This window comes from Lentibacillus sp. Marseille-P4043, from assembly GCF_900258515.1.
Taxonomy (GTDB): domain Bacteria; phylum Bacillota; class Bacilli; order Bacillales; family Amphibacillaceae; genus Lentibacillus_C.
Window position 1 is genome coordinate 2,129,044 of sequence record NZ_LT984884.1, and the last position, 21,824, is coordinate 2,150,867.

A 21,824-nucleotide genomic window follows, 5' to 3' on the forward strand; every position below is an offset into this window, starting at 1 on the left:
AATAGATGGCAGGGAAACATATTGGAAATAATTAATGTACTTCTAATTATTATTTTAATTATCTTAACCGCTTTTTTTGTGGCGACTGAATTTTCTATTGTCAAAGTTAGGGCAACAAGGATAGATCAATTAATTACAGAAGGGAATAAAAATGCGGAGCACGCTAAAAAGATCATTGACAATTTGGATGCTTATTTATCTGCTACACAATTAGGGATAACGGTTACAGCACTAGGGCTAGGTTGGTTAGGCGAGCCGACAGTTCAAACTTTGATAAAACCAGTCTTTGAAAAATTGGAACTGAATGCAGCTGTTTCGTCCTTCCTATCGTTTGCCATCGCTTTTTTTATCATCACATTTCTAAACGTTGTTGTTGGTGAATTGGCGCCAAAATCTATTGCAATACAACGTGCAGAAACTGTTACGCTAATGCTCGCTAAACCATTGATATTGTTTTATAAAGTGTTGTTTCCATTTATTTGGTTACTTAATAGTTCGTCTCGTTTATTTATTCGTATGTTTGGTTTTCGACCTGTAAATGAAAATGAAGTAGCTCTTTCTGAAGAAGAATTACGGCTCATACTATCGGAAAGTTACAAGAGTGGCGAAATTAATCAAGCTGAGATGATGTATGTCAATAACGTATTTGAATTTGATGATCGGGTGGCGAAAGAGATTATGGTGCCCAGGACAGAAATGATTTGTTTTTTCAAGGATAGTGACGTGAAAGAAAATATTACTGTAGTTCAAGAAGGGCAATTTACAAGATATCCTGTTGTTGAAGGGGACAAAGATCATGTAGTAGGTTTGGTAAACATCAAGGAGCTTTTTACAAATCATCTTAACAATGAACAAGAATCAATTATACCTTTAATTAGACCGATTATTCATGTGTCCGAAACAACCCCGATTAAACAGGTTCTTATTAAAATGCAAAAGGAACGTATTCATATGGCAATTGTCATTGATGAATATGGTGGCACGGCCGGATTAGTAACAGTTGAGGATATATTAGAGGAAATTGTTGGTGAGATTCGTGATGAATTTGATTTTAATGAAAAACCAATGATTGAGAAACTGAGTGATACGGAGACGATCGTTGCTGGAAAAGTTTTGTTAGATGAAATTAATGATTTATTCGGTACTGATTTAAAAGATGATGAAGTGGATACAATTGGTGGTTGGATTATTACGAACAATTTGGATGCAAAACAAGGTACAGTAATTGAATATGGAGGATATCAGTTTATCGTTGATGAAATCGAAGGGTATCAGATTAAAAAAGTGAGGATCGTCAATAATAACAGGTGAAAAAGGTGCATTTCAATTTATGAAATGCACCTTCGTTATTACTTGTTCTTTTTTGGTGACTTTATGAACAGCATTAGTACAATGATCAACGTAAATGCTATAAATGCCAAGAATGGTATCGTCATAAATCCAAGCCAATTAATGTACTCAGAACTGCATGGAACCCCATTTGCACAGGGTTTGATTTTTGCAAAGCCTGGTACCTTTTGCTCCAAATAGTGAAAGAGTGAAATAAACCAGCCAATACTCGCGAGTGGCAGCACATATTTTTTGACAGAATGATCATTTTGAAATGTACCGATTCCTAGTATCAATGCTAATGGATACATAAGAATTCGCTGATACCAACAAAGTTCGCAAGGTACAAAACCGCGGATTTCACTGAAATAAAGGCTTCCAAGTGTTGCAACAATGGAAACGATCCAAGCAAAATAAAGGGAATACTGTTTAAAATCAACTTTGTTCATATCCTATTTACCTTCTTCTAACGCATCTTCAATTGCATTTTTAATTTCATCATAATCAAACGGATCTTCAATGGTTGTTCCATTGACCATGATTGTAGGTGTAAGTTTAACATCAAATTTATTTACTAACTTGGTGTCTTTGTTAACCTCATCCATTGCTGTTTCATTATCGAGATCCTCTTTTAATTGTTCTGTATCGATCTTTGGAACACCCTCAGCCACCTCCATTATTTTCTCTCGTGTTAACCATTCATTATCATGGCCTTCACTCGGTTGTTCGTTAAAAAGTGCTTGATGGAAATCCCAATATGCATCCGGATTTTGTTTATAAACAGATTCAGCAGCCAATGAACCTAACTCTGATTGTGCACCGTGAAATAACACATTTACAAATGAAATATTTGCCTCTCCTGAATCAACATAATCACTTACTAGTTGTGGGAAAAAGTTTTCTCCCCAAATCTTACAAGCAGGGCACATAAAATCTCCAAATTCAACAATTGATACGGGAGCATCTGTGTCTCCATATGTAGGCTGTCCCTCAGTTGACGGCTGGTTATCAAACGTTTTTCCTTCCTCTGAATCAGAGTCAGAACTTTTGTTGCTGATGACAATTAAAGCGACAATTATTGCAATAACAATTAACGTTATAATTACAATAAATTTAAATGGCGATTTTTTACTATTCATCGAAACACCTCTCATTATTCGTATGTAACGTTTATTTTATCATTAAAACTGACAAAAGTTGACTCAATGATATTTTGTTCAAACAATTATCATAAACTAAGTTGTTGCATATCCATTCGAAATTGCTAATATGACAGTAACAAACTATCTGTGTGATGTCTACTTGAACACGATGACAGATCTTTGTCCCATAAAACCTTTTTATCTAATGAAAAATATGTAATAATAGTAGTAATTATCTAAATTTTGAAAGGTTGACAGCTGAATGGACAAATTAAATCAAGCGAAAGAAAATTTAAATGGTGTAATTTTTGGTAAAGAAGAGGTTATTGATTTATTAGTTATTGCCTTGCTTTCACAGGGGCATGTTCTGCTCGAGAGTGTACCTGGTACGGGTAAAACTAAACTGGCGAAAAGTTTTGCAAAGGTGATAGATGGGAAATTTAGCCGGGTGCAATTTACTCCGGATGTTTTACCAAGTGATGTCACAGGAATTCGTTTCTTTAATCCAAAAACACAGGAATTTGAACTTCGTGTCGGACCAGTTGTAACAAATATTTTACTGGCAGATGAAATTAATCGTGCAACTCCCAAAACACAATCAAGTCTATTGGAAGTAATGGAAGAATATCAAACGACGATTGACGGGGAAACGGTACAAGTAAATACACCATTTCTAGTTATTGCGACGCAAAATCCGGTAGAGAGCAATTATGGTACATTTCCATTACCCGAAGCACAACTGGACCGTTTCTTATTTAAAATTGATTTAGGCTACCCAACAAATGAAGAGGAAAAACGTATTCTACATACATATCGGGAAGATGATCCTTTTGAAAAACTGGAAGCATCCTTGTCATTAGAGGAGATCGGCTCATTGCAAGAAGAAATAAAACACGTAACTGTTTCAGAGGTGGTAGCTGATTATTTGCTGGCATTAGTACAGCATTCACGTGACCATGCTGATGTTGAACTGGGAATAAGTCCGCGGGGAACGCTTGCTTTCATGCGGGCGGCACAGGCTCGGGCATTAATACATTCTAGAGATTATGTCACTCCAGACGATGTAAAAGTATTAATCCCGTATGTGTTTGAACATCGTCTCATTTTATCGATGGAAGGCTCAATTAAAAAGACATCCCTACAAGTTGTGGAGGAGATCATAGCAGATGTAGAAGTTCCCGTTGAAGTTGGAGTCGAGCAAGCATGATGTGGCAAAAAGAATTCGGTTCGACAAATAGTAAAAATAATGACTATTTGCTAGCAGCAATAGTTGTGTTGATTGCGATTAGTTTCTTCTTTAAAAAGCCAGTACTGTTTCTGCTAGTTGGCTTATTTACCGCTTTTCTCGTGTTAAACAAATGGTATGGTAAAAAAATCGGTGAAAAACTGGAGTTAAAAAATAACCGTCAAGTGATACGTCTATTTCCTGGTGATGAAACGAAGATGACCTTTGAATTTCAAAACCGTTCCATTTTCCCAATCGTCAATGGGGAATTTCAGTTTCAAACAGAACCAGCTATTCAGGCAACTAAATATGTTGAATCAACAAGTAAGTATTGGAATCAATTCCACATGCCATTATCTGTGATTGGTAAAGGAAAGGTAACGATTACACTGCCGATTCAAGCGGAGAAACGGGGAACATCAAGAGTGAAAAATATCCAATATAGATTTCCCCATTTATTCAACTTTGATACAGTGACATTAAAGTATAATCCGTTCTTTTATATGGAATATGTTGTTTTTCCAAAACCACTTCCAGTAAATGGACTAGAATTATTATCTTACGTGACACCTGGCTCACAACAGATGAACTTCTCCCCGTTTGAAGATGTGCAAAGCCCACGTGGAACAAGAGCGTATAGCTATAGTGACCCATTCCACAGGATAAATTGGAAGGCAAGTGCGAAAACGCAGGAGTTACAAACGAATGTTTATGATAGGGTGGTTGATATGTCCTATGTATTTATCGTTAATCTTGGGATTAAGCAAGGACATAGTAATACAGGACAGCTTAATAAAGATTTGGAAAAATTACTCGCATATACGGCATATCTATGTCAATATGCGACCGAAAAAGGAATTCCGTATCAAATTGCGATTAATGCACGAAAGCCTGGTAAAACGCCATATGTAGTCATGCCAGAAGGGGAAGGAAAGACACATTATGTTCAGGCACTGGAGATGTTAGCACACATTCATCCACAGGCAATGGTTGTCCCGTTTACGCAAATGTTATTTCGGGTTGGACAGAATTTTTCCAAACCAAAAACAATTATTATCATTGGTGAACTTCCAGTTGAAGCTAATCAGATTATCGATAAATGGAAGCAAAAGCATATCTTTCATGTGGAATCAACTAAAGATGGCGCTTTTATGAATCGATGGGCAAAGGATGGGCTTGATCATGCAAAATAAACACCCTATTATAGCATATGCGTATCATTTTATGAGCGAAGCCATCATCTTATTTTTTATATGCCTACCTATTATGAATTATTATTATCAGTGGGTCCCATATGGGCTTTATTTAGCTTTGGTTCTCGGGAGTTGTATACTCTTTTCTGTTTATACACGGTTTATGAATAGTTATTTGCCGTATATCGTCACTGCACCTGGTCTAATCGCAATCTTTATTATATGCGGGTTTCCAATCGGCTTAAGCATTGTTTTGCCTGCTGTTTTAACTTGGAGTTACATTAATATACGTGGTGAAACGATTTTAGAGCGAGAAAATACATATATTAGAATTACCTTAGTGCTAGGTACTGGATTTATGCTATTACTAAATGATTATCAAATTATCGTGTATACTTTCTTGCAGTTTTTAATGATGGTAGTTGGGTATATTAGTAGTCATTTGACTGTTATTACGAAAGAAGAAAGAAATCGGTTTGATAAAAAATTGTGGCTGCTCGTTCTCGGTGTGTTTGCAGCTGGAACAGTGATTATATTCTCTTTATTTGATACAGGTCGCTTTGTTTTTATAAAAATCGGTGAAGGACTCAGTTATGTTGCGGCGATAGTGGCAAGTAAGTCTGCGTTTCTATTCCAGTTTTTGGATTTTAATAAAGTGGAATTGCCAGATGATTCATCACCAATGGGGCAACAGCAAGAACAGTTGAATCAAATGGAGCAGGGAGATGCATCCTACTTAGAAAAGGTGTTACCGTTTATCTATTGGGGGATTGCGCTTATAATTGCGGCATTTGTGATTTTGCTAATCGTTCGTCACTTGAAAAAGCAGTTTTTGGTGCAACATCAAACAGGAGTACCAGAAGCGGTTAAGTATAGTGATCTTGATGATAATCGGCAAAAAGGAAAATCGTTCATGAATAAGCTGTTTGGAAATTATTTTAATAAACCTCACCATCCCATTCGAAAAATGGTATATCAATTTGAGAAGAATGCCGTCAAACATGGGTATGGTCGCAACACCTCGGAGACAGTGGAAGATTGGTTTAAACGGGTTGGAATACATGCCGATCTTGCTGTCTATCAAAGGGTCCGCTATGGTGAGAAACGTGTCACTGAAAACGATATTGCCGAATTAAAAGATCAACTGAAAGCGATAGAAGCAAATTTTTCCAGCACTGATTGACTTTCAATTGGATGCAGGTTATACTTCACTCATATGAGGTTTTCTAGGGTTCCGCAAACTTATTTGGTCTGGTCCAAGAGAAAACGCACGAACGTGTACACGGAGGGACAAAAGCCCGGGAGGATATCTATTAGATGGATATCATCCCGGGTTTATTTTATTTTCTTAAGGTTGTTTTCTAAGCAATTGTTGTTTTTGACACAATAGCTATAAACTGCGACGTAACTAGGATATTGCTGTCCCACCGTTCCGGAAATACACTACGCTTTCCGCGGGCGGCTGTTGAGCCTCCTCGTGCTGGGTGCTCGTCGCGTTGCAAGCAATTTCGGTGAAGTAGCGCTCCTCGCAACTCGAAGCTTACTCGGTGGAAGTTTCGCTCGTCGCACTGCGGGGTCTCACCTAGGCCTCTCTTCCCGCAGGAGTCTCCGTGTATTTCCTCCACTTATATTGTATTTACTACCAGTAACTGTAGGTGTATGTGTTCTATCAAGTCTCATCCTACAACTTTACTAGTCCGGGTGAGTGGAGGGTGGTGACTCCTCGAAAAAGTAAGGCACTTTTTCTTCGTGCGATGTAGTGCTGACGTAGCCTTCCTTGTCCTGCGGGAACAGCACGTGTCCGAAGACCCCGCAGTTGGAAAAGGAAGGTCGACTAAAACCGTCCTTTGCGGACAACGTCGACATACCCCTCGCCGGGGCAAGGAGGCTGAGGCCGTGCCCGCGGAAAGCATCCACCCGAAACGATCCCGGACGGCGGGAAATGAACGTACTTATAGAAAAGAGCCCAGCAGTTACTTCGCATTTTATATCGACTATGAAATTGAAAAGCAACAAACAAACAGCTTTTCTTAAACAGGGGGTATGTAAGAATGAAACGGGATTGGAATTTGGTGTTTATTGCTGGTTTGTTTGAAATTGGTTGGGTTGTTGGTTTAAAACATGCTTACAATCTTGGAACATGGGTATTAACGGCAATTGCGATATATGCAAGTATGCACTTTTTAATTGTCGCTTCTAAAAAATTACCAGTAGGAACGACCTATGCAGTATTCACTGGAATGGGGACTGCTGGAACCGTTATTTTTGATTTAACTGTATTTGGAGAACCATTTAATAGTATGAAAGTATTTTTAATTCTATTATTATTGTGCGGCGTAATTGGCCTTAAAATGATTACCGAAGAACCGGAGAATGAAGGTGAACATGAATGATGGCGTGGTTTTATTTGATAATTGCTGGTGCTGGTGAAGTTATTGGTGTAACAGGAATAAATAAGGTAAACAAAGAAAAAAATCTGAATGCTTTTGTAACGCTGTTTGGCGGATTTATCATGAGTTTTATTTTCTTATCCATTGCTATGGAGTCATTACCGATGAGCACAGCCTATGCTGTTTGGACAGGGATGGGGACAATTGGCAGTGCACTCGTTGGCATGTTTGTTTACGGGGAGTCGAAAGATTGGCGCAGGATTCTATTTATTGGTATGATTCTTTCCGCAGCTGTAGGCTTGAAGCTAATCTCTTAATATATGTTTATGATAAAGTGATTTCGGTTACACATAACTAACCAACTGTTAAAAGGAGTGCCGATATCATATGGAACTAATTGAAGAAATGGAAAAGTTGGAGAAAGTAAGAAAAGATAATACGAATAAAGTATTCACAATGTATTTGAATACAGATCCATCTGATCCAGAGCAACAAGGTGGGGAATGGAAAATACATTTTAAAAACGGATTGCAAAATTTTGAACACTATCTCGAGGAAGATGAAAATAAAGAGGAGTTAAAAAACTTTCAGCAGATTAGGCAAAAAGTAGAAAGATTTGTACGCGGCAATGAACAAAACTTTCGTAAAGGGATTATTCTCTTTGCGACTGCCGATGAAGAGGTATGGTTTGCCGAACGTGTACAAATGCGCTTGAAAACGGAATTCTTCTGGGGGAGTATTCCAGTTTTAGATCAGTTTAACCGGTTATACCAATCTTTTCCGAAATCGGGGCTTATTCTTGTACAACAGGATCAAGTGAAAGTCATCGAAGCTGAGATTGGTGAAATTACTGATACTGCTTACTATGAACTAGATATCGAAACGGATCATTGGCGACAATTTACTGGTCCTCATAAAGCAGATGCATCAATGGGGAAAGGTGGTAAAAGCTTGAAACAAGAAGATTTCCAGGATCGGTATGAAGCTAATAAGCAAAGATGGTATAAAAGTATTGCACCTAAATTGGACAAGCGTGCCAAGGATAATGGATGGGAAGAAATTTACATTGTTGGCGGATCGGATGCCTCCTGGGAAATAAAGGCACAAATGAACAAGTCTGTTGATCAAGTGATTCAAAAAAATTTGCTAGAACAAGAAGAATCCAAAGTGCTGGAGGATGTGTTTGGTTAAGGTAAAGAGGATGTAAAAGCCAAATTGGCTTTTACATCCTCTTTGTTCTTCTTATTTCAAAATGCTTTTCTCATTATCTAATATTCTATTGATTCCTTTGATAACATCTTCTTTAATAACCGGGTTGCGAATAGCCATTTCAAGTGTTGTCAAGACAAATCCAAGCTTTTCTCCAACATCATAACGATTCCCCTCGAAATTATATGCAAGGACACCGTGACGTTTATTCAGCATTTGTATAGCATCGGTAAGTTGAATTTCTCCTCCGGCGCCAATTTCATGTCGGTCCAAAAATTGGAAGATCTCGGGTGTTAACACATAACGGCCCAGAATAGCTAAATTGGAAGGAGCATTGTCTTTTGGTTTTTCAACAAAGCAATTGACTTGGTACAATCGCCCTTCACATCCGTTTGGGTCAATGATACCATAACGGTGGGTTTCATTTTCAGGAACTTCTTGAACACCAATCACAGATGATCCAGTTGTTTCATATTGAGCGATGATTTGCTTTATGCAAGGTGTATCTGCTTGGACAATATCGTCACCTAAAAGGACTGCAAATGGTTCTTCCCCAATAAATTTTCTGGCACACCAGACAGCATGCCCGAGTCCTTTTGGTTCTTTTTGCCGAATGTAATGAATATCAACACTAGCTGAATCACGAACCTTTTGTAGTAAATCGAACTTTTCTTTTTGAATCAGATTTTCTTCTAATTCAAAACTGTGGTCAAAGTGGTCTTCAATTGCACGTTTACCTTTTCCGGTTACAATAATGATATCTTCAATTCCTGCTTCAACGGCTTCTTCCACAATGTACTGAATGGTTGGCTTATCTACAATAGGCAGCATTTCTTTGGGCATCGCTTTTGTTGCTGGTAAGAAACGGGTACCTAATCCTGCTGCTGGAATAATCGCTTTCCGTACTTTTTTCAATTCAATCCCCCCTATGTTGCATGTTGAAATAAACCGTAAATCGTGTATGAGGTCTATGTTGGATAAAATTGCTAAGAACTTGAGAAGTCTAAATTAATCACAATTGTTCCTTCGTGCGTTTTAAAACATAAATAATAGACTTTGTTTCTTATAACGAACAATTAAATGATAATATGTAATGTTTAATTTGTAAACCCTTTTTGAAAATTACTTTTGTAGTGATGAAAATCCGTTTCAATAAAAGAGGAACTAAATTCAGCTTTAGTTCCTCTGCAATGATTATCCTAGAAAAAACCCTGATCCATATTTTGTTTTACCTGATCTTTAAAGCTTTCTGCATAAATTCTTTCCGATTGACTGATGTTACTGTCGTCTCGGTTTTCGAAGTCTAGTTTTTTCCCTCTCCGTTTTGCAATTAAATCAACAATTACTGCGAATACAATTAGTCCACCGAACATTATTAAGATAAAAATACCGGCACTCAAGGAGACCCCTCCTATCGTAAGAATATTTTCCTTTACTTATATGTACGAATGAAAACAGAAAAAGTTTCAGAAAAGTTCTAGATCATACTATAATCAAATAAACAAACAAAAACGATACCGCTAGTGAGCCGGTAATATACCTGGTAGCTGACCAATATTTTTTATCAAGAATCAGTTGTAATGTTTCATTGCCAAATGTGGAAAATGTTGTGTAGGCCCCACAAAACCCAGTACCGAGAAGAGCCCACATCCATTCAGTGAGTGAACCATTCATTTGGAAATAGACTATAGTAGCTAGCAAGATTGACCCGGAAATGTTTGCAACCCACGTACCAATCAAATGCTTATTAGCTTTTACCGAAATGTAAAAGCGAAGCATACTGCCAAAAAAACCACCTAACGCTACGAAAAGAAAACTCATGATTAAACCTCTCTTTCCCTAGCTGACATAAAGCCAAGATAACAATAACCTAACCCGCCAAATATACTGACAAAAATATAAATGAATGATTGAAATTGATTTGATTGCCATAACTCAATAGTTTCCACTGCAAAGGTAGAAAAAGTGGTGAATGCCCCAATTATACCAGTGCCAAGTGCTGTGAAGAGTTCGGGTGATAACTTCTGCTTTATTGTTCGCTGGTTTAGTAAAAAGCTCAACAAATAGCATCCGATCAAATTGGCAATTAATGTAGCATAAGGGAATCCACCATTAGTAGGAAATAACAGCGATATACCGTACCTGCCAATTGCTCCAAACATACCACCAATACCAACAGCTAGATAAAGTCGAAAAGTATTTGTCTTCACGCTGTTCTACACTCCGGACATTGGCCGTAAATTTCAAATTTATGCCCCTCAATCCGATAGTTTTTTAATGAATTTGTGACCTCTTCCATTGGGCAAACATCAATTTCCTTTGTCTTGCCGCAATATTTACAAATAAAATGGTGATGATGATAATGTGTGCAGCTAATGCGAAATAGTTTTTCACCATTCAATTCAGTTGTTTCTAAAATACCAACATCATTAAATAAATGAAGATTTCGGTACACCGTATCAAAACTGATCCCTGGATATGTTGGTTCCATGTAAGCAATTAATTCCTTCGCCGTACGATAACCGTCAGCCTTGGTGAAGAATGTAATGATATCTTCACGTTTTTTTGTTGTTTTGTAGTTGTGCTCTTTTAATTTCTGGATAGCTTCTTCACGTTTCATTTGAATACCCTCTTCCCTTAAAGCGAAATTTTTTCATACCGATAGAAATGAGCAAAATGAAAATAGAAACAAGAACGATTGTACCACCAGGTGGAATGCTAAAGTAATAACCGGTTATTAATCCTAGAACAACACTTAGTTCGCCAAAAACAATTGATAAAATCATCGTTTGTTTAAACCCCTTCGCAATCCGTATGCTAGCCGCTACTGGTAGCGTCATTAATGCGGAAACAAGTAATACACCGACAATCCGGATGGAAGCTGCGATAACAAGTGCCGTTAGGATGATAAAAAGCAAATGAATACTTTTTGCGTGAATTCCGGATACTTTTGCGTGTTCTTCATCAAATGACAATGTAAATAATTCTTTATAAAATAAAAAGATGATGATTAATACAAAAATGGATATTCCCAATATTGTATAAAAGTCCGTTTGACTAACTGCCGAGACGGAACCAAATAAATAGTTAAATAGCTCTGTATTAAAACCATTTGCAAGCGAAATGAAAATCACGCTTAATCCTACCCCACCAGATAAAATAATCGGTATTGCCAGTTCTTGATATGCTTTGTAAACACCACGAAGTTTTTCAACTAAAATAGAGCCAAACACGGAAAATGCCATACCTCCATAAAGCGGAGAGATAAGGGTTGTGGTAAATGTTTTTTCCATTAACAAGCCAAAAGCTATTCCGGCAAGTGTAACATGTGACAAGGCATCGGCAATCATGGACAGGCGTCTGACAACAATAAATGTACCAAGTAATGGAGCAATTACACCAATCAGGAGGCCAGTTAAAAAGGTGTTTCTAAGAAAATCGTATTCTAAAATATCTGCTAACATATTCTTTCCTCCATTATGAATGATCGTGTGTAACAATATTTATTGGGTACCCGTAAAATTGTGACAAATCTCGTTCTGATAAAGATGCGTATTCTTTCGGATTTCCATGAAAATGCAATGTTTTGTTTAGGCAAACAATGTCTGTTGCATACTCTGTCATTATTCCCGTGTCATGTGTAACTAATAGTAATGCGATCCCTTGTTCTTGGTTTAACTGATGAAGAATCTCATAAAACCGCTTTACATTTTCCGCATCAACCCCAACCGTAGGCTCGTCCAAGATAAGAAGCTCTGGATCATTTACCAGCGATCTGGCAATAAACACGCGTTGCTGTTGTCCACCAGATAAGTCGCCAATATTTTGATGGACATAATCTCCCATGCCAACTTGATTTATCGCTTGTACAATTTTTTCTTTGTGCTGTTTTTTGAAAAACTTTAAGTAACCAATTTTGGCTGTAAGTCCCATTGATACAACTTCAAATACAGTAGCAGGAAAACCTTTATTGAATGAGTTGGATTTTTGAGAAACGAAGCCAATTCGATCCCAATCATGAAATTTTTCGATTGGTTTACCAAAAAGCGAGATTGTACCAGTAGCAGGTTTTATTAATCCAAGAATTAATTTAATTAACGTCGATTTACCACCACCGTTTGGACCAACTAATCCCATAAATGCGCCTTGTGGTAATTCAAAGTTAATATGGTCCAATGCTTCTTTTTTGTCATATGTGTAATGAATATTTTTCATTATGATGACTGATTTTGACATATATTTCACCTTCTTTAGTTTGTAGCTTGATCAAGTACACTTAAATTGTGTTTCATCAGGGATAAATAATCCTCGTTATTTTCGATATCATTTTCAGTTAAGACCGATAAATTATGAATATAGAGTACGGTGGCGCCAAGTTGTTTCTGTATGATTTCCGCGACCTGATCTGATGTGTTTTGTTCAAACAGAATATAGTTAAGATTGTATCTCTCCGCCTGATCGATAATGGTGATTAAATCTCTTTGTGATGGTTCATCATTTGATGTTAATCCTTTTATAGCTAGTTGTTCGATGCCATATCGTTCTTCCCAATAGCCATAGGCAGCATGGGATACAAGTATTTTTTTATTTTCTTTATCCTGCAATGTTTTTTTGAAACTGTTATCTAATGCCAACAAATCCCTTTTTAGCTTGTTAAAATTTTTTGTATATTGTTCTGCTTTGTTCGGATCTAAATGGATTAATTCCTTTTTTATTAAATTTGCCATATCCAACATTCTTAATGGATCAAGCCATATGTGCGGATTATGGTCACCATGGTGATGTCCATCGTCTGTATGATGTTCCTTCTTATTACCGTCTTCTGACATATGGAAAAGTTCCTTGTGTTTTCCAAGTTCAACTAATTGAACATCCTCAGGTTCCAAAGCATCTGCAGCGCTTTCTGCAAAACCTTCCATGCCAGCACCTAAATAAATGAAGGCATCACTTGAAGCGATGGACGTCATCACTTTTGTAGTGGGTTCATACGTATGCGCATCGACACCGGGAGGGTAAACAGATTTTGCTTTAACAGTTTCGCCGCCGATTCTCTCAACGGCGTATTGTATTGGATAAATGGATGTGTATATCGTTAAACCTTCATTACTATTTTCCTTGGAAGATTTACAACCGGAGATGATTAGGGAAAAAAGTAGTATAAAGGAAATGATAATTGTATATCGTTTCAACGTTGTGTCCTCCTGAATTTTAATGCAAGAAATATCTTACCGTAATGATTCCGATTTGTAAATAGTAATGATTCCGATTCTCCTGATTAGGCTATACAGCACGCTAACAAAGTGAGCATCTTGTTAAGTATAACTCAACTTTCGCAGCGTGAAATAGACAAATAAGCCTTGGTAAAATGTGGGAGTATGTATATTCATTACTCAAGTTGACTTGGATTAATCACATTTAAACAAGTTGTGACTGCTGGACTCTTTTCTATAAGTACAGCATTTCCCACCGTCTGGGATCGCTCCGGGTGGACGCTTTCCGCGGGCACGGCCTCAGCCTCCTCGGAAGAAAACCACTTCCTGCGGGGTCTTCGGACACGTGCTGGGGCTGCGCTAACTCGCCCCACCGAAAACCATTGTTCCCGCAGGAGTCACCACCCTCCACTCACCCAGACTAGTAAAGCGGAAGAATGTTGCTCGGTAGAACACATACTACTACAGTTAATGGTAGTAAATGCAAAACCAGTGGAGGAAATACGCGGAGACTCCTGGGGGAGGAAAGGCCTAGGTGAGACCCCGCAGTGCGTTAGCACGAGGAGGCTCAGCAGCCGCCCCCGGAAAGCGTAGTGTATTTCCGGAACGGNGGTAGTAAATGCAAAACCAGTGGAGGAAATACGCGGAGACTCCTGGGGGAGGAAAGGCCTAGGTGAGACCCCGCAGTGCGTTAGCACGAGGAGGCTCAGCAGCCGCCCCCGGAAAGCGTAGTGTATTTCCGGAACGGTGAAAGAGCAATTTTTAGTTATTACGCATTTTGTATATAAATCAACAAATGTTTTCAATAGGGCGAGTAATCGCAGCCTCAATCTTAACAGTCTTTAGGTTTATCGGAGTTGTAAATGCAATTATTAGAGGTATTCAAAGTTTGCTACAGCTAACTGTTTGACCTTATTTTATCGGTGCGAAAGTTGAATAACTATTAATAAACAAATACAAGATATATAAATTTTTTATTCATTTTTATTGCGAAATGTCAGAATTTAAATTATAATGTTAAACAGACGGATAGGGAACTATCTTTTATGGACACTTGGAGAAGTTAAAATTTCGGCTAGGAAAGGATTCCGACTGTAGCTGTTATTTTTAGGAACCAGGTATTAGCGCACGACGATGAATCGATTACGCTTACACTTGGCAGTCACCAAGTTTTCTTTTTCGCAATAAAATGAATGAGTATTCATTCAAAATAAGATAGGGGGACAAATCATGACTACAACGATCAAGCGTGCTGCAGTATTAGGATCTGGCGTTATGGGATCTGGGATTGCTGCTCACCTGGCTAATGTTGGAATACCAACAATTATGCTCGATGTTGTACCAAGAGAATTGACAAAAGATGAAGAGAAAAAAGGCTTGACATTAGAAGATCGTGTGGTGCGAAACCGTATAGCCGCACAAAGCAAAAAGGCATTGTTAAAGCAAAAACCTTCCCCAATTTCAACGAAAGAAAGTCTTGATTTAATTGAAGTTGGCAATATGGATGATGATATGCAAAAACTTGCTGATGTGGATTGGATCATTGAAGTTGTTGTAGAACGATTGGATATTAAGAAACAGGTTTTCGCGAATGTAGATAAATACCGTAAACCAGGAACAATTGTCAGCTCCAATACATCTGGAATTTCAGTTGAGGCAATGGCGGCAGATTGCTCAGAGGATTTCCGTAAACATTTTCTTGGAACACATTTTTTCAACCCGCCACGTTATTTGAAATTACTTGAGATTACACCAACAAAAGACACAGCTCCGGACGTATTGGCATTTATGAAAACATTTGGGGAAAATGTGCTCGGTAAAGGTGTAGTTGAAGCAAAGGATACACCAAACTTTATTGCTAACAGGATTGGTACATATGGCCTCTTAGTAACGGTGCAAAAGATGCTTGAGGGTGGCTATAGTGTCGGTGAAGTAGATTCTGTTACCGGACCAATGATTGGTCGTCCAAAGAGTGCAACATTCCGCACATTGGATGTCGTAGGGTTGGATACATTTATTCATGTAGCCAAAAACGTCTATGATCAAGTTGAAGGAGCAGAAAAAGAAGTATTTGACGTACCTGACTTTATTTTGCAAATGCAAGAAAAAGGGTGGATCGGTGCGAAAGGCGGTCAAGGATTTTTCTTGAAGAAGAAAGATAAAAACGGCAGTACGATCTATGAGTTAAATCCAGAAACACTAGAATACGAGGATCGCAAAAAATTGAAAACGGCTGCAACTGAAATGGTCAAACAAGAAAAAGGTTCTCGCCGCAAATTGAAAGCGCTTGTATCAGCTAAAGGCGACAAAGCTGGAGATCTCGTTTGGTCCGTGATGAAGCCGGCATTGTTATATTCAGCTGAACTTGTTGGTGAAATCGCTGATGATATCGTATCCATTGATCAAGCAATGAAATGGGGATTCGGTTGGGAACTTGGCCCATTTGAATCGTGGGATGCGATTGGTGTTCGTAAATCAGTAGAACGGATGCAAAAAGAAGGTGAAACGGTACCAGGATGGGTACTTAAGCTACTTGAAAATGGTAATGAAACATTCTACAAAACAGAAAATGGTAATGTTTATTACTATGACAATGGCGAATATAAACAACAGCAATTCAATAAAAAAGAGATTAACTTAAAACGATTAAAAGATGTTAATGGGGTCATTAAAAAGAATACGGGTGCTAGTTTAATAGATTTAGGTGATGGGGTTGCAGGACTTGAATTCCACTCACAAAGCAATGCAATTGGGCTTGATATCATTCAAATGGTTAATTTTGCATTAGAAGAAGTTAGCAAAAACTATGAAGGGCTTGTGATTGGAAACCAAGGTAAAAACTTCTGTGTCGGCGCAAACCTTGGCATGATGCTAATGGAAGCACAAGATGATAACTTTTTTGAACTGGATATGGTTGTCCGCCAATTCCAGAACATGGGGCTAAATATTAAGTATTCCGATAAACCGGTCGTTACTGCGCCATTTAATATGACACTTGGCGGAGGTGCGGAGGTTTCATTACCGGCAGCTGCAATCCAAGCATCACCGGAAACATATATGGGACTTGTTGAATTTGGTGTAGGTCTTATCCCAGGTGGAGGCGGAACGAAGGAGCTTTACCTGAAGGAACTTCGTAATTTGCCAAAAGGCGTTACATTTGACTTATCAAAAATAGCGAATGACGTATTTGAAAAAGTTGCTACAGCTAAAGTGTCAACGTCAGCGGCTGAAGCACGTGAAAATGGATTCTTAAATAAAAACGATGCAATTAGTGTAAACCCAGATCATTTATTGCACGATGCGAAACAACGAGTACTTGCATTGGCAAATGCTGGTTATCAGGCACCTAAACAGGAGAAGGTACCAGTCGTTGGTGACCCAGGATATGCTGCAATGCTGCTTGGTGCAAAATCACTGCAATTAAGCGGCTATGCATCAGACCATGACCTGAAAATTGCTGAGAAACTGGCTTATGTACTATCAGGTGGACGAATTAAAGAAGGTACATTGATTGATGAACAAGTTATGCTTGATTTGGAACGTGAAGCCTTCTTAAGCTTAATTGGTGAACCAAAAACGCAAGCTAGGATGCAGCACATGCTAGTAAAAGGAAAGCCTTTACGTAATTAAAGAAGAGGGGGATGAAAGGTGAAGGAAGCAGTAATTGTTGCAGGTGCAAGAACCCCTGTAGGAAGAGCAAATAAAGGATCGTTAGCTAATTCAAGACCAGATGATCTAGCAGCATTAACGATTAAAGAAACGTTAAAACGTGCAGGAAATTATGATGGAAATATTGATGATGTCATTATCGGAACGGCAATGCCAGAAGCAGAGCAGGGAATGAACGTGGCACGAAATATCGCAGGACTCGCCGGTTTGCGGAATACTGTACCAGGAGTTACGATAAATCGCTACTGTTCTTCAGGATTGCAAAGTATCGCATTTGCTGCAGAACGAATAATGGTTGGAGCAAGTGACACGATGATTGCCGGCGGAACAGAATCGATGAGTTTGATTCCGATGGGTGGTCATGTTATCAAACCGAATTCCAAGCTTGTTCAAGATGCACCAGGATATTATATGGGCATGGGACACACGGCAGAAGAGGTAGCCAATCGATTTGGTATTTCCCGCGAAGAACAAGATGCTTTTGCTGTCCAAAGTCATGAACGAGCGGCAAAAGCCATTCAGGAGGGGAAATTTAAAGATGAAATTGTTCCAGTAGAAGTAGCGGAACGTGTTGTCGGCAAAAACAACAAAATAGAAGAAAAGTCATCCCTATTTGAAATGGATGAAGGTGTCCGCCCAGGCACAACAATGGAGGTGCTTGCAAAACTTCGACCAGCATTTAATGTGAAAGGGTCTGTTACAGCGGGTAACTCCTCGCAAATGAGTGATGGCGCTGCATCTGTTCTATTAATGGACAGAGAAAAAGCAGAAGCAGAAGGACTAACACCACTTGTTAAATTCCGTTCCTTTGCAGTCGCTGGTGTAGAGCCGGAAATCATGGGCGTGGGTCCGATTGAAGCAGTACCGAAAGCACTAAAAATTGCCGGATTAGACCTTTCAGATATTGGACTTTTTGAACTGAATGAAGCATTCGCATCACAATCCGTACGGGTCATTCAGGCTTTGGATCTGGACCCGAATATCGTCAATGTAAATGGTGGAGCCATAGCACTTGGCCATCCACTTGGTATGACAGGTACAAAATTAACGTTAAGTCTCATTCATGAAATGAAACGTCGTAACGTACAATATGGTGTTGTTACGATGTGTATCGGTGGCGGAATGGGTGCTGCTGGTGTATTTGAATTAATTTAATCTAATCTATTTATCTGTCAGTATCAGGAATAAATCTTGATGCTGGCAGAACAAACTACTTTATGATAGAAAGGGACGTTAATGATGAGCGATACAAAAGAAAAATTATTTAAAGGTGGAGCTTTTTTAGTAGAGGATTTAACTGCAAAAGACGTTATTACTCCAGAAGATTTTACTGATGAACACAAAATGATTGCTAAAACAACAGATGATTTCGTCTCAGGTGAAGTTTTACCTGTAATGGACAAATTGGAAAATCATGAATTTGGCTATTCGGTAGATTTGCTTAAAAAGGCTGGAGAGCTTGGACTATTAGGGGCGGATGTTCCGGAAGAATACGGTGGTCTAGCATTAGATAAAATTAGTTCATCGTTAATCACCGAAAAATTTGCTCGCGCAGGCGGGTTCGCTATTTCACATGGAGCGCACGTAGGTATTGGTTCTCTGCCAATTGTATTTTTTGGGGATGATGAGCAAAAGGAAAAATATTTGCCAAAACTAGCAACAGGTGAGCTATTGGCTGCATATGCACTGACAGAGCCTTCTTCAGGATCTGACGCATTAGGCGCAAAAACAACTGCTAAATTAAATGAAGCTGGTACCCATTATATTCTAAATGGTGAAAAACAATGGATTACAAACTCCGCTTTTGCTGATGTTTTCGTTGTCTATGCAAAGATTGATGGCGAACATTTCTCCGCCTTTATTGTGGAACGTGAATTTCCAGGGGTTTCCACTGGTAATGAAGAAGATAAAATGGGAATCAAGAGTTCCTCAACTCGTACATTGATTTTAGAAGATGCAGAAGTACCTGTTGAGAACTTATTAGGTGAAAAAGGCAAAGGACATAAAATTGCCTTTAATATTTTGAACGTGGGCCGTTATAAATTAGCAATCGGTGGTGTCGGTAGTTCAAAACGTGGAATTGAAGTAGCGACAAAATATGTGAATGAACGTAAGCAGTTCAATACACCAATTTCCAGCTTTTCGTTGACGCAAGAGAAGCTAGCTACAATGGCTGCAAGAACATATGCAAATGAAAGTGCTGTTTACCGTACAGTTGGATTGTTTGAACAACGGATGGGAGCATTATCCGATGAACAATTAAAAGATGGTCGTGAAGTGGCAAAAGCGATTGCAGAATACCAAATCGAGTGTTCACTCAATAAATTCTCTGCTTCTGAATGTCTTGATTATGTTTCCGATGAGGCATTACAAATGCATGGTGGCTACGGATTCATGGAAGAGTATGAAGTAGCAAGAGCATACCGTGACTCACGTATCAATCGCATTTTTGAAGGAACAAACGAAATAAACCGCTTGATTGTACCAGGAACATTGCTGAAAAAGGCAATGAAAGGTGAATTACCATTACTGCAAAAAGCACAAAGCTTGCAAGAAGAGCTTATGATGATGATGCCAGAAGAAGTAAGCGATGAAACGTTGGAACAAGAGAAATATCTATTAAGAAATGCGAAGAAAATGGTCTTGCTTGGTGCAGGGCTTGCAGCACAGAAATATATGCAGAAGCTAGAAAATGAACAAGAAATTCTAGTGAACCTTGCTGATATGACAAATGAAGTGTACAACATGGAAGCGGCTATTCTTCGTACGGAAAAAGCGATTAATAAATCTGGTGAAGAGAAGAACAAACAAAAACTACTTTACACACAAGTATATGTCCAAGAAGCTTTCAACCAAATCGAAGCCGATGCAAAAGAAACGTTGATTGCTGTTGAGTCTGGTGACACATTACGCATGATGCTTTCATCATTACGTAAATTAACACGCCATACGCCAACAAATGTTATTGCAAAGAAACGCGAAATTGCAGCAGGTATTATTGAGGAAGAAAAATATTACGTTTAATAAATACAAAAGTCCTTGTTTTGAATAGTAACAAGGACTTTTGTTAATTTTTTATATCCGGAATGTTATTCATAATTTCTTCCATAGTGAATGAGATACATGGAATGTTTGGCGATGTTACAATATCATCATGTTGAAAAACATTTATTATGGTGTATTGTTCGTTTTGAAGGGCATATTGTTCGAACATGCCGCTTGTAGGTTCCACGATCCAATATTCCGGGATTTTGTAGCGTGCGTAGGTTTCCAATTTATCAATTTTATCACGCTTTAATGTTGATGGTGATAAAATTTCGACAACAAGATCTGGTGCCCCTTCAATCCCCCGATTGCGTAAAATATCGACACGATTTCTGTGTAAAAGTATAAGATCTGGTTGACGAACTTCTTCAGGAGAGAGAATGACATCAACAGGTGCATATAAAATAATATAATCCGACTCGCAGCTACGAGCAATTGATTTTTGCATTTGATAACTAATTAATTGATGTGTAACTGTTGGGGCAGGACTTATTAATTCTAATTGTCCGTTTACCAGTTCGTATCGATTCTCATCATCGATCGAAGCATAATCTTCATATGTGAGGTTACTTTCTTTGATGACGTCTTTACATTTGTTCCCTTTATTGAAATATTTCTCTCCCAATCCAAACACCTACTTTTAAAGGTTTAATAAGTAGTATAACATTGTTCTCGATTATCTACTATAAAAGATGACGTTTTGAATGAATTTTATGATTATTTATCTCGATAGGCGGATCAAAAAAAAAAATGATATAACCTGCTCAACTCAATAACAATATTCAATACGCACACATAAGATTAAAAGGATCTAGTATATAATTTTTCAATATACAAAAGATATAAAATGCGACGTAACTAGGAAATTCCTCTCCCGCCGTTCCGGAAATACACTTCGCTTTCCGCGGGCGGCTGCTGAGCCTCCTCGAGCTGGCGCTCTGCGGGGTCTCACCTAGGCCTCTCATCCCCGTCAGAAGGAAGGCCGACTAAAAGCGGGCTTTGCGCCCAACGTCGGCATACTCCTATGAAGGGGCATGTATACGGGCTGCTTGCGAGGAAGTATATGCTCTAATATTTCCCTGTAATCAAGCATTAATAATTGTAATAATACGAGAAAGCCAACACTAGCGTAGGAAATACACGTAGACTCCTGCGGGAAAAGCAACAGCTGAAGATCCCGCAGGACAAGGAAAGCTTCGGCAGCGTTACATCGCACGCAGAAAAAGCGGTTTTCCTTTTTTCAAGGAAGTGCTTTTCTTCCGAGGAAGCTGAAGCATTGCCCGCGGAAAGCGAAGTGTATTTCCGGAGCGGCAATTTTGAATGCTATTACGTCGCATTTTATATTAAATGTGATTAATCCAAAGTCAACTTGAGCTGTGAATCTCCAGCTTCTCTCATTCTATCAAAGCTTA

Annotated in this window: 22 protein-coding genes and 1 riboswitch; of the genes, 10 read left to right on the forward strand and 12 right to left on the reverse strand. The window is 38.6% G+C overall.

The features are described from left to right. The first annotated feature begins 21 nt into the window (after positions 1-21). Positions 22-1,311 carry a hemolysin family protein gene (locus C8270_RS10350; protein WP_106496752.1) on the forward strand — a complete coding sequence of 430 codons (1,290 nt, stop codon included), beginning with the start codon at positions 22-24 and terminating at the stop codon, positions 1,309-1,311. 38 nt (positions 1,312-1,349) lie between these two features. Here C8270_RS10350 and C8270_RS10355 read toward each other — a convergent pair whose 3' ends face one another. Further along, positions 1,350-1,778 (reverse strand): disulfide oxidoreductase, encoded by a 429-nt coding sequence (locus C8270_RS10355; protein WP_106496753.1) that lies wholly within the window; start codon positions 1,776-1,778, stop codon positions 1,350-1,352. A gap of 3 nt (positions 1,779-1,781) precedes the next feature. Continuing rightward, on the reverse strand, positions 1,782-2,468 hold the full coding sequence (locus C8270_RS10360; protein WP_106496754.1) for a DsbA family protein: 687 nt from the start codon (positions 2,466-2,468) through the stop codon (positions 1,782-1,784). Positions 2,469-2,733: 265 nt separating this feature from the next. On the opposite strand from C8270_RS10360, the gene C8270_RS10365 reads away from it, so the two are divergent. Genes C8270_RS10365 through C8270_RS10375 form a run of 3 tightly spaced genes read left to right on the forward strand, consistent with a single transcriptional unit; the run spans position 2,734 to position 6,072 of the window. Continuing rightward, positions 2,734-3,678, forward strand: coding sequence for an AAA family ATPase (locus C8270_RS10365; protein WP_106496755.1), 945 nt, complete (start codon positions 2,734-2,736; stop codon positions 3,676-3,678). Beyond that, positions 3,675-4,889 carry a DUF58 domain-containing protein gene (locus tag C8270_RS10370; RefSeq protein ID WP_106496756.1) on the forward strand — a complete coding sequence of 405 codons (1,215 nt, stop codon included), beginning with the start codon at positions 3,675-3,677 and terminating at the stop codon, positions 4,887-4,889. The genes C8270_RS10365 and C8270_RS10370 overlap by 4 nt, the downstream gene beginning before the upstream one ends. Then, entirely contained in the window at positions 4,879-6,072 is a 1,194-nt protein-coding gene (locus tag C8270_RS10375) for a hypothetical protein (protein WP_106496757.1), read from the forward strand. Before C8270_RS10370 ends, C8270_RS10375 begins: the two co-directional genes overlap by 11 nt. Before the next feature lie 32 nt (positions 6,073-6,104). Then, positions 6,105-6,196: riboswitch (guanidine-I (ykkC/yxkD leader) on the forward strand. Between the two features lie 54 nt (positions 6,197-6,250). Here the strand turns inward: C8270_RS10375 and C8270_RS20835 are convergent. Then, positions 6,251-6,514 carry a hypothetical protein gene (locus C8270_RS20835; protein ID WP_442785798.1) on the reverse strand — a complete coding sequence of 88 codons (264 nt, stop codon included), beginning with the start codon at positions 6,512-6,514 and terminating at the stop codon, positions 6,251-6,253. Positions 6,515-6,940: 426 nt separating this feature from the next. On the opposite strand from C8270_RS20835, the gene C8270_RS10380 reads away from it, so the two are divergent. The 3 genes from C8270_RS10380 (at position 6,941) to C8270_RS10390 (ending at position 8,470) form a co-directional block, all read left to right on the forward strand. Then, positions 6,941-7,282, forward strand: a complete 342-nt coding sequence (locus C8270_RS10380) for a DMT family transporter (RefSeq protein ID WP_106496758.1) — start codon at positions 6,941-6,943, stop codon at positions 7,280-7,282. Further along, the gene (locus tag C8270_RS10385) at positions 7,282-7,596 is read left to right on the forward strand and encodes a DMT family transporter (RefSeq protein WP_106498514.1); all 315 of its coding nucleotides are present in this window, start codon (positions 7,282-7,284) and stop codon (positions 7,594-7,596) included. Before C8270_RS10380 ends, C8270_RS10385 begins: the two co-directional genes overlap by 1 nt. 70 nt (positions 7,597-7,666) lie before the next feature. Then, positions 7,667-8,470, forward strand: a complete 804-nt coding sequence (locus C8270_RS10390; protein WP_106496759.1) for a VLRF1 family aeRF1-type release factor — start codon at positions 7,667-7,669, stop codon at positions 8,468-8,470. A 51-nt stretch (positions 8,471-8,521) separates the two neighbouring features. Here C8270_RS10390 and galU read toward each other — a convergent pair whose 3' ends face one another. The 8 genes from galU to C8270_RS10430 all read right to left on the reverse strand — a co-directional run bounded on the left by galU (position 8,522) and on the right by C8270_RS10430 (position 13,677). Then, positions 8,522-9,403: a UTP--glucose-1-phosphate uridylyltransferase GalU gene (gene galU / locus C8270_RS10395; protein ID WP_106496760.1), complete on the reverse strand. Its 882-nt coding sequence runs from the start codon at positions 9,401-9,403 to the stop codon at positions 8,522-8,524. Between the two features lie 284 nt (positions 9,404-9,687). Beyond that, a complete protein-coding gene (locus C8270_RS10400) occupies positions 9,688-9,888 on the reverse strand; it encodes a hypothetical protein (protein ID WP_106496761.1) in 201 nt (66 codons plus the stop codon). An 82-nt stretch (positions 9,889-9,970) separates the two neighbouring features. Next, a complete protein-coding gene (locus C8270_RS10405) occupies positions 9,971-10,309 on the reverse strand; it encodes a fluoride efflux transporter FluC (protein WP_106496762.1) in 339 nt (112 codons plus the stop codon). Positions 10,310-10,311: 2 nt separating this feature from the next. After that, entirely contained in the window at positions 10,312-10,698 is a 387-nt protein-coding gene (gene crcB / locus C8270_RS10410; RefSeq protein ID WP_234028544.1) for a fluoride efflux transporter CrcB, read from the reverse strand. Then, positions 10,695-11,108, reverse strand: coding sequence for a Fur family transcriptional regulator (locus tag C8270_RS10415; protein ID WP_106496763.1), 414 nt, complete (start codon positions 11,106-11,108; stop codon positions 10,695-10,697). The genes crcB and C8270_RS10415 overlap by 4 nt, the downstream gene beginning before the upstream one ends. Further along, positions 11,098-11,952, reverse strand: coding sequence for a metal ABC transporter permease (locus C8270_RS10420; protein ID WP_106496764.1), 855 nt, complete (start codon positions 11,950-11,952; stop codon positions 11,098-11,100). The genes C8270_RS10415 and C8270_RS10420 overlap by 11 nt, the downstream gene beginning before the upstream one ends. 13 nt (positions 11,953-11,965) lie before the next feature. Beyond that, complete coding sequence (locus C8270_RS10425) at positions 11,966-12,724, reverse strand: metal ABC transporter ATP-binding protein (RefSeq protein WP_106496765.1); 759 nt, start codon at positions 12,722-12,724, stop codon at positions 11,966-11,968. Between the two features lie 14 nt (positions 12,725-12,738). Then, positions 12,739-13,677 (reverse strand): metal ABC transporter substrate-binding protein, encoded by a 939-nt coding sequence (locus C8270_RS10430; protein WP_106496766.1) that lies wholly within the window; start codon positions 13,675-13,677, stop codon positions 12,739-12,741. A 1,251-nt stretch (positions 13,678-14,928) separates the two neighbouring features. On the opposite strand from C8270_RS10430, the gene C8270_RS10435 reads away from it, so the two are divergent. From C8270_RS10435 to C8270_RS10445, 3 genes are all read left to right on the forward strand, one after another. Further along, complete coding sequence (locus C8270_RS10435) at positions 14,929-17,328, forward strand: 3-hydroxyacyl-CoA dehydrogenase/enoyl-CoA hydratase family protein (RefSeq protein ID WP_106496767.1); 2,400 nt, start codon at positions 14,929-14,931, stop codon at positions 17,326-17,328. Positions 17,329-17,346: 18 nt separating this feature from the next. Beyond that, positions 17,347-18,522, forward strand: coding sequence for an acetyl-CoA C-acetyltransferase (locus tag C8270_RS10440; protein ID WP_106496768.1), 1,176 nt, complete (start codon positions 17,347-17,349; stop codon positions 18,520-18,522). Between the two features lie 84 nt (positions 18,523-18,606). After that, positions 18,607-20,391: an acyl-CoA dehydrogenase family protein gene (locus C8270_RS10445; protein ID WP_106496769.1), complete on the forward strand. Its 1,785-nt coding sequence runs from the start codon at positions 18,607-18,609 to the stop codon at positions 20,389-20,391. A 43-nt stretch (positions 20,392-20,434) separates the two neighbouring features. Here the strand turns inward: C8270_RS10445 and C8270_RS10450 are convergent, their stop codons facing one another. Further along, complete coding sequence (locus C8270_RS10450; RefSeq protein WP_106496770.1) at positions 20,435-21,037, reverse strand: Uma2 family endonuclease; 603 nt, start codon at positions 21,035-21,037, stop codon at positions 20,435-20,437. Positions 21,038-21,824 lie beyond the last annotated feature (787 nt).

Bases quoted from the DNA above. Each gene is read 5' to 3' on its own strand.
- C8270_RS10355 (WP_106496753.1), bottom strand. From the start codon at position 1,778: ATGAACAAAGTTGATTTTAAACAGTATTCCCTTTATTTTGCTTGGATC.
- C8270_RS10360 (WP_106496754.1), bottom strand. From the start codon at position 2,468: ATGAATAGTAAAAAATCGCCATTTAAATTTATTGTAATTATAACGTTA.
- C8270_RS10365 (WP_106496755.1), top strand. From the start codon at position 2,734: ATGGACAAATTAAATCAAGCGAAAGAAAATTTAAATGGTGTAATTTTT.
- C8270_RS10370 (WP_106496756.1), top strand. From the start codon at position 3,675: ATGATGTGGCAAAAAGAATTCGGTTCGACAAATAGTAAAAATAATGAC.
- C8270_RS10375 (WP_106496757.1), top strand. From the start codon at position 4,879: ATGCAAAATAAACACCCTATTATAGCATATGCGTATCATTTTATGAGC.
- C8270_RS10380 (WP_106496758.1), top strand. From the start codon at position 6,941: ATGAAACGGGATTGGAATTTGGTGTTTATTGCTGGTTTGTTTGAAATT.
- C8270_RS10385 (WP_106498514.1), top strand. From the start codon at position 7,282: ATGGCGTGGTTTTATTTGATAATTGCTGGTGCTGGTGAAGTTATTGGT.
- C8270_RS10390 (WP_106496759.1), top strand. From the start codon at position 7,667: ATGGAACTAATTGAAGAAATGGAAAAGTTGGAGAAAGTAAGAAAAGAT.
- C8270_RS10405 (WP_106496762.1), bottom strand. From the start codon at position 10,309: ATGAGTTTTCTTTTCGTAGCGTTAGGTGGTTTTTTTGGCAGTATGCTT.
- C8270_RS10415 (WP_106496763.1), bottom strand. From the start codon at position 11,108: ATGAAACGTGAAGAAGCTATCCAGAAATTAAAAGAGCACAACTACAAA.
- C8270_RS10420 (WP_106496764.1), bottom strand. From the start codon at position 11,952: ATGTTAGCAGATATTTTAGAATACGATTTTCTTAGAAACACCTTTTTA.
- C8270_RS10425 (WP_106496765.1), bottom strand. From the start codon at position 12,724: ATGTCAAAATCAGTCATCATAATGAAAAATATTCATTACACATATGAC.
- C8270_RS10435 (WP_106496767.1), top strand. From the start codon at position 14,929: ATGACTACAACGATCAAGCGTGCTGCAGTATTAGGATCTGGCGTTATG.
- C8270_RS10445 (WP_106496769.1), top strand. From the start codon at position 18,607: ATGAGCGATACAAAAGAAAAATTATTTAAAGGTGGAGCTTTTTTAGTA.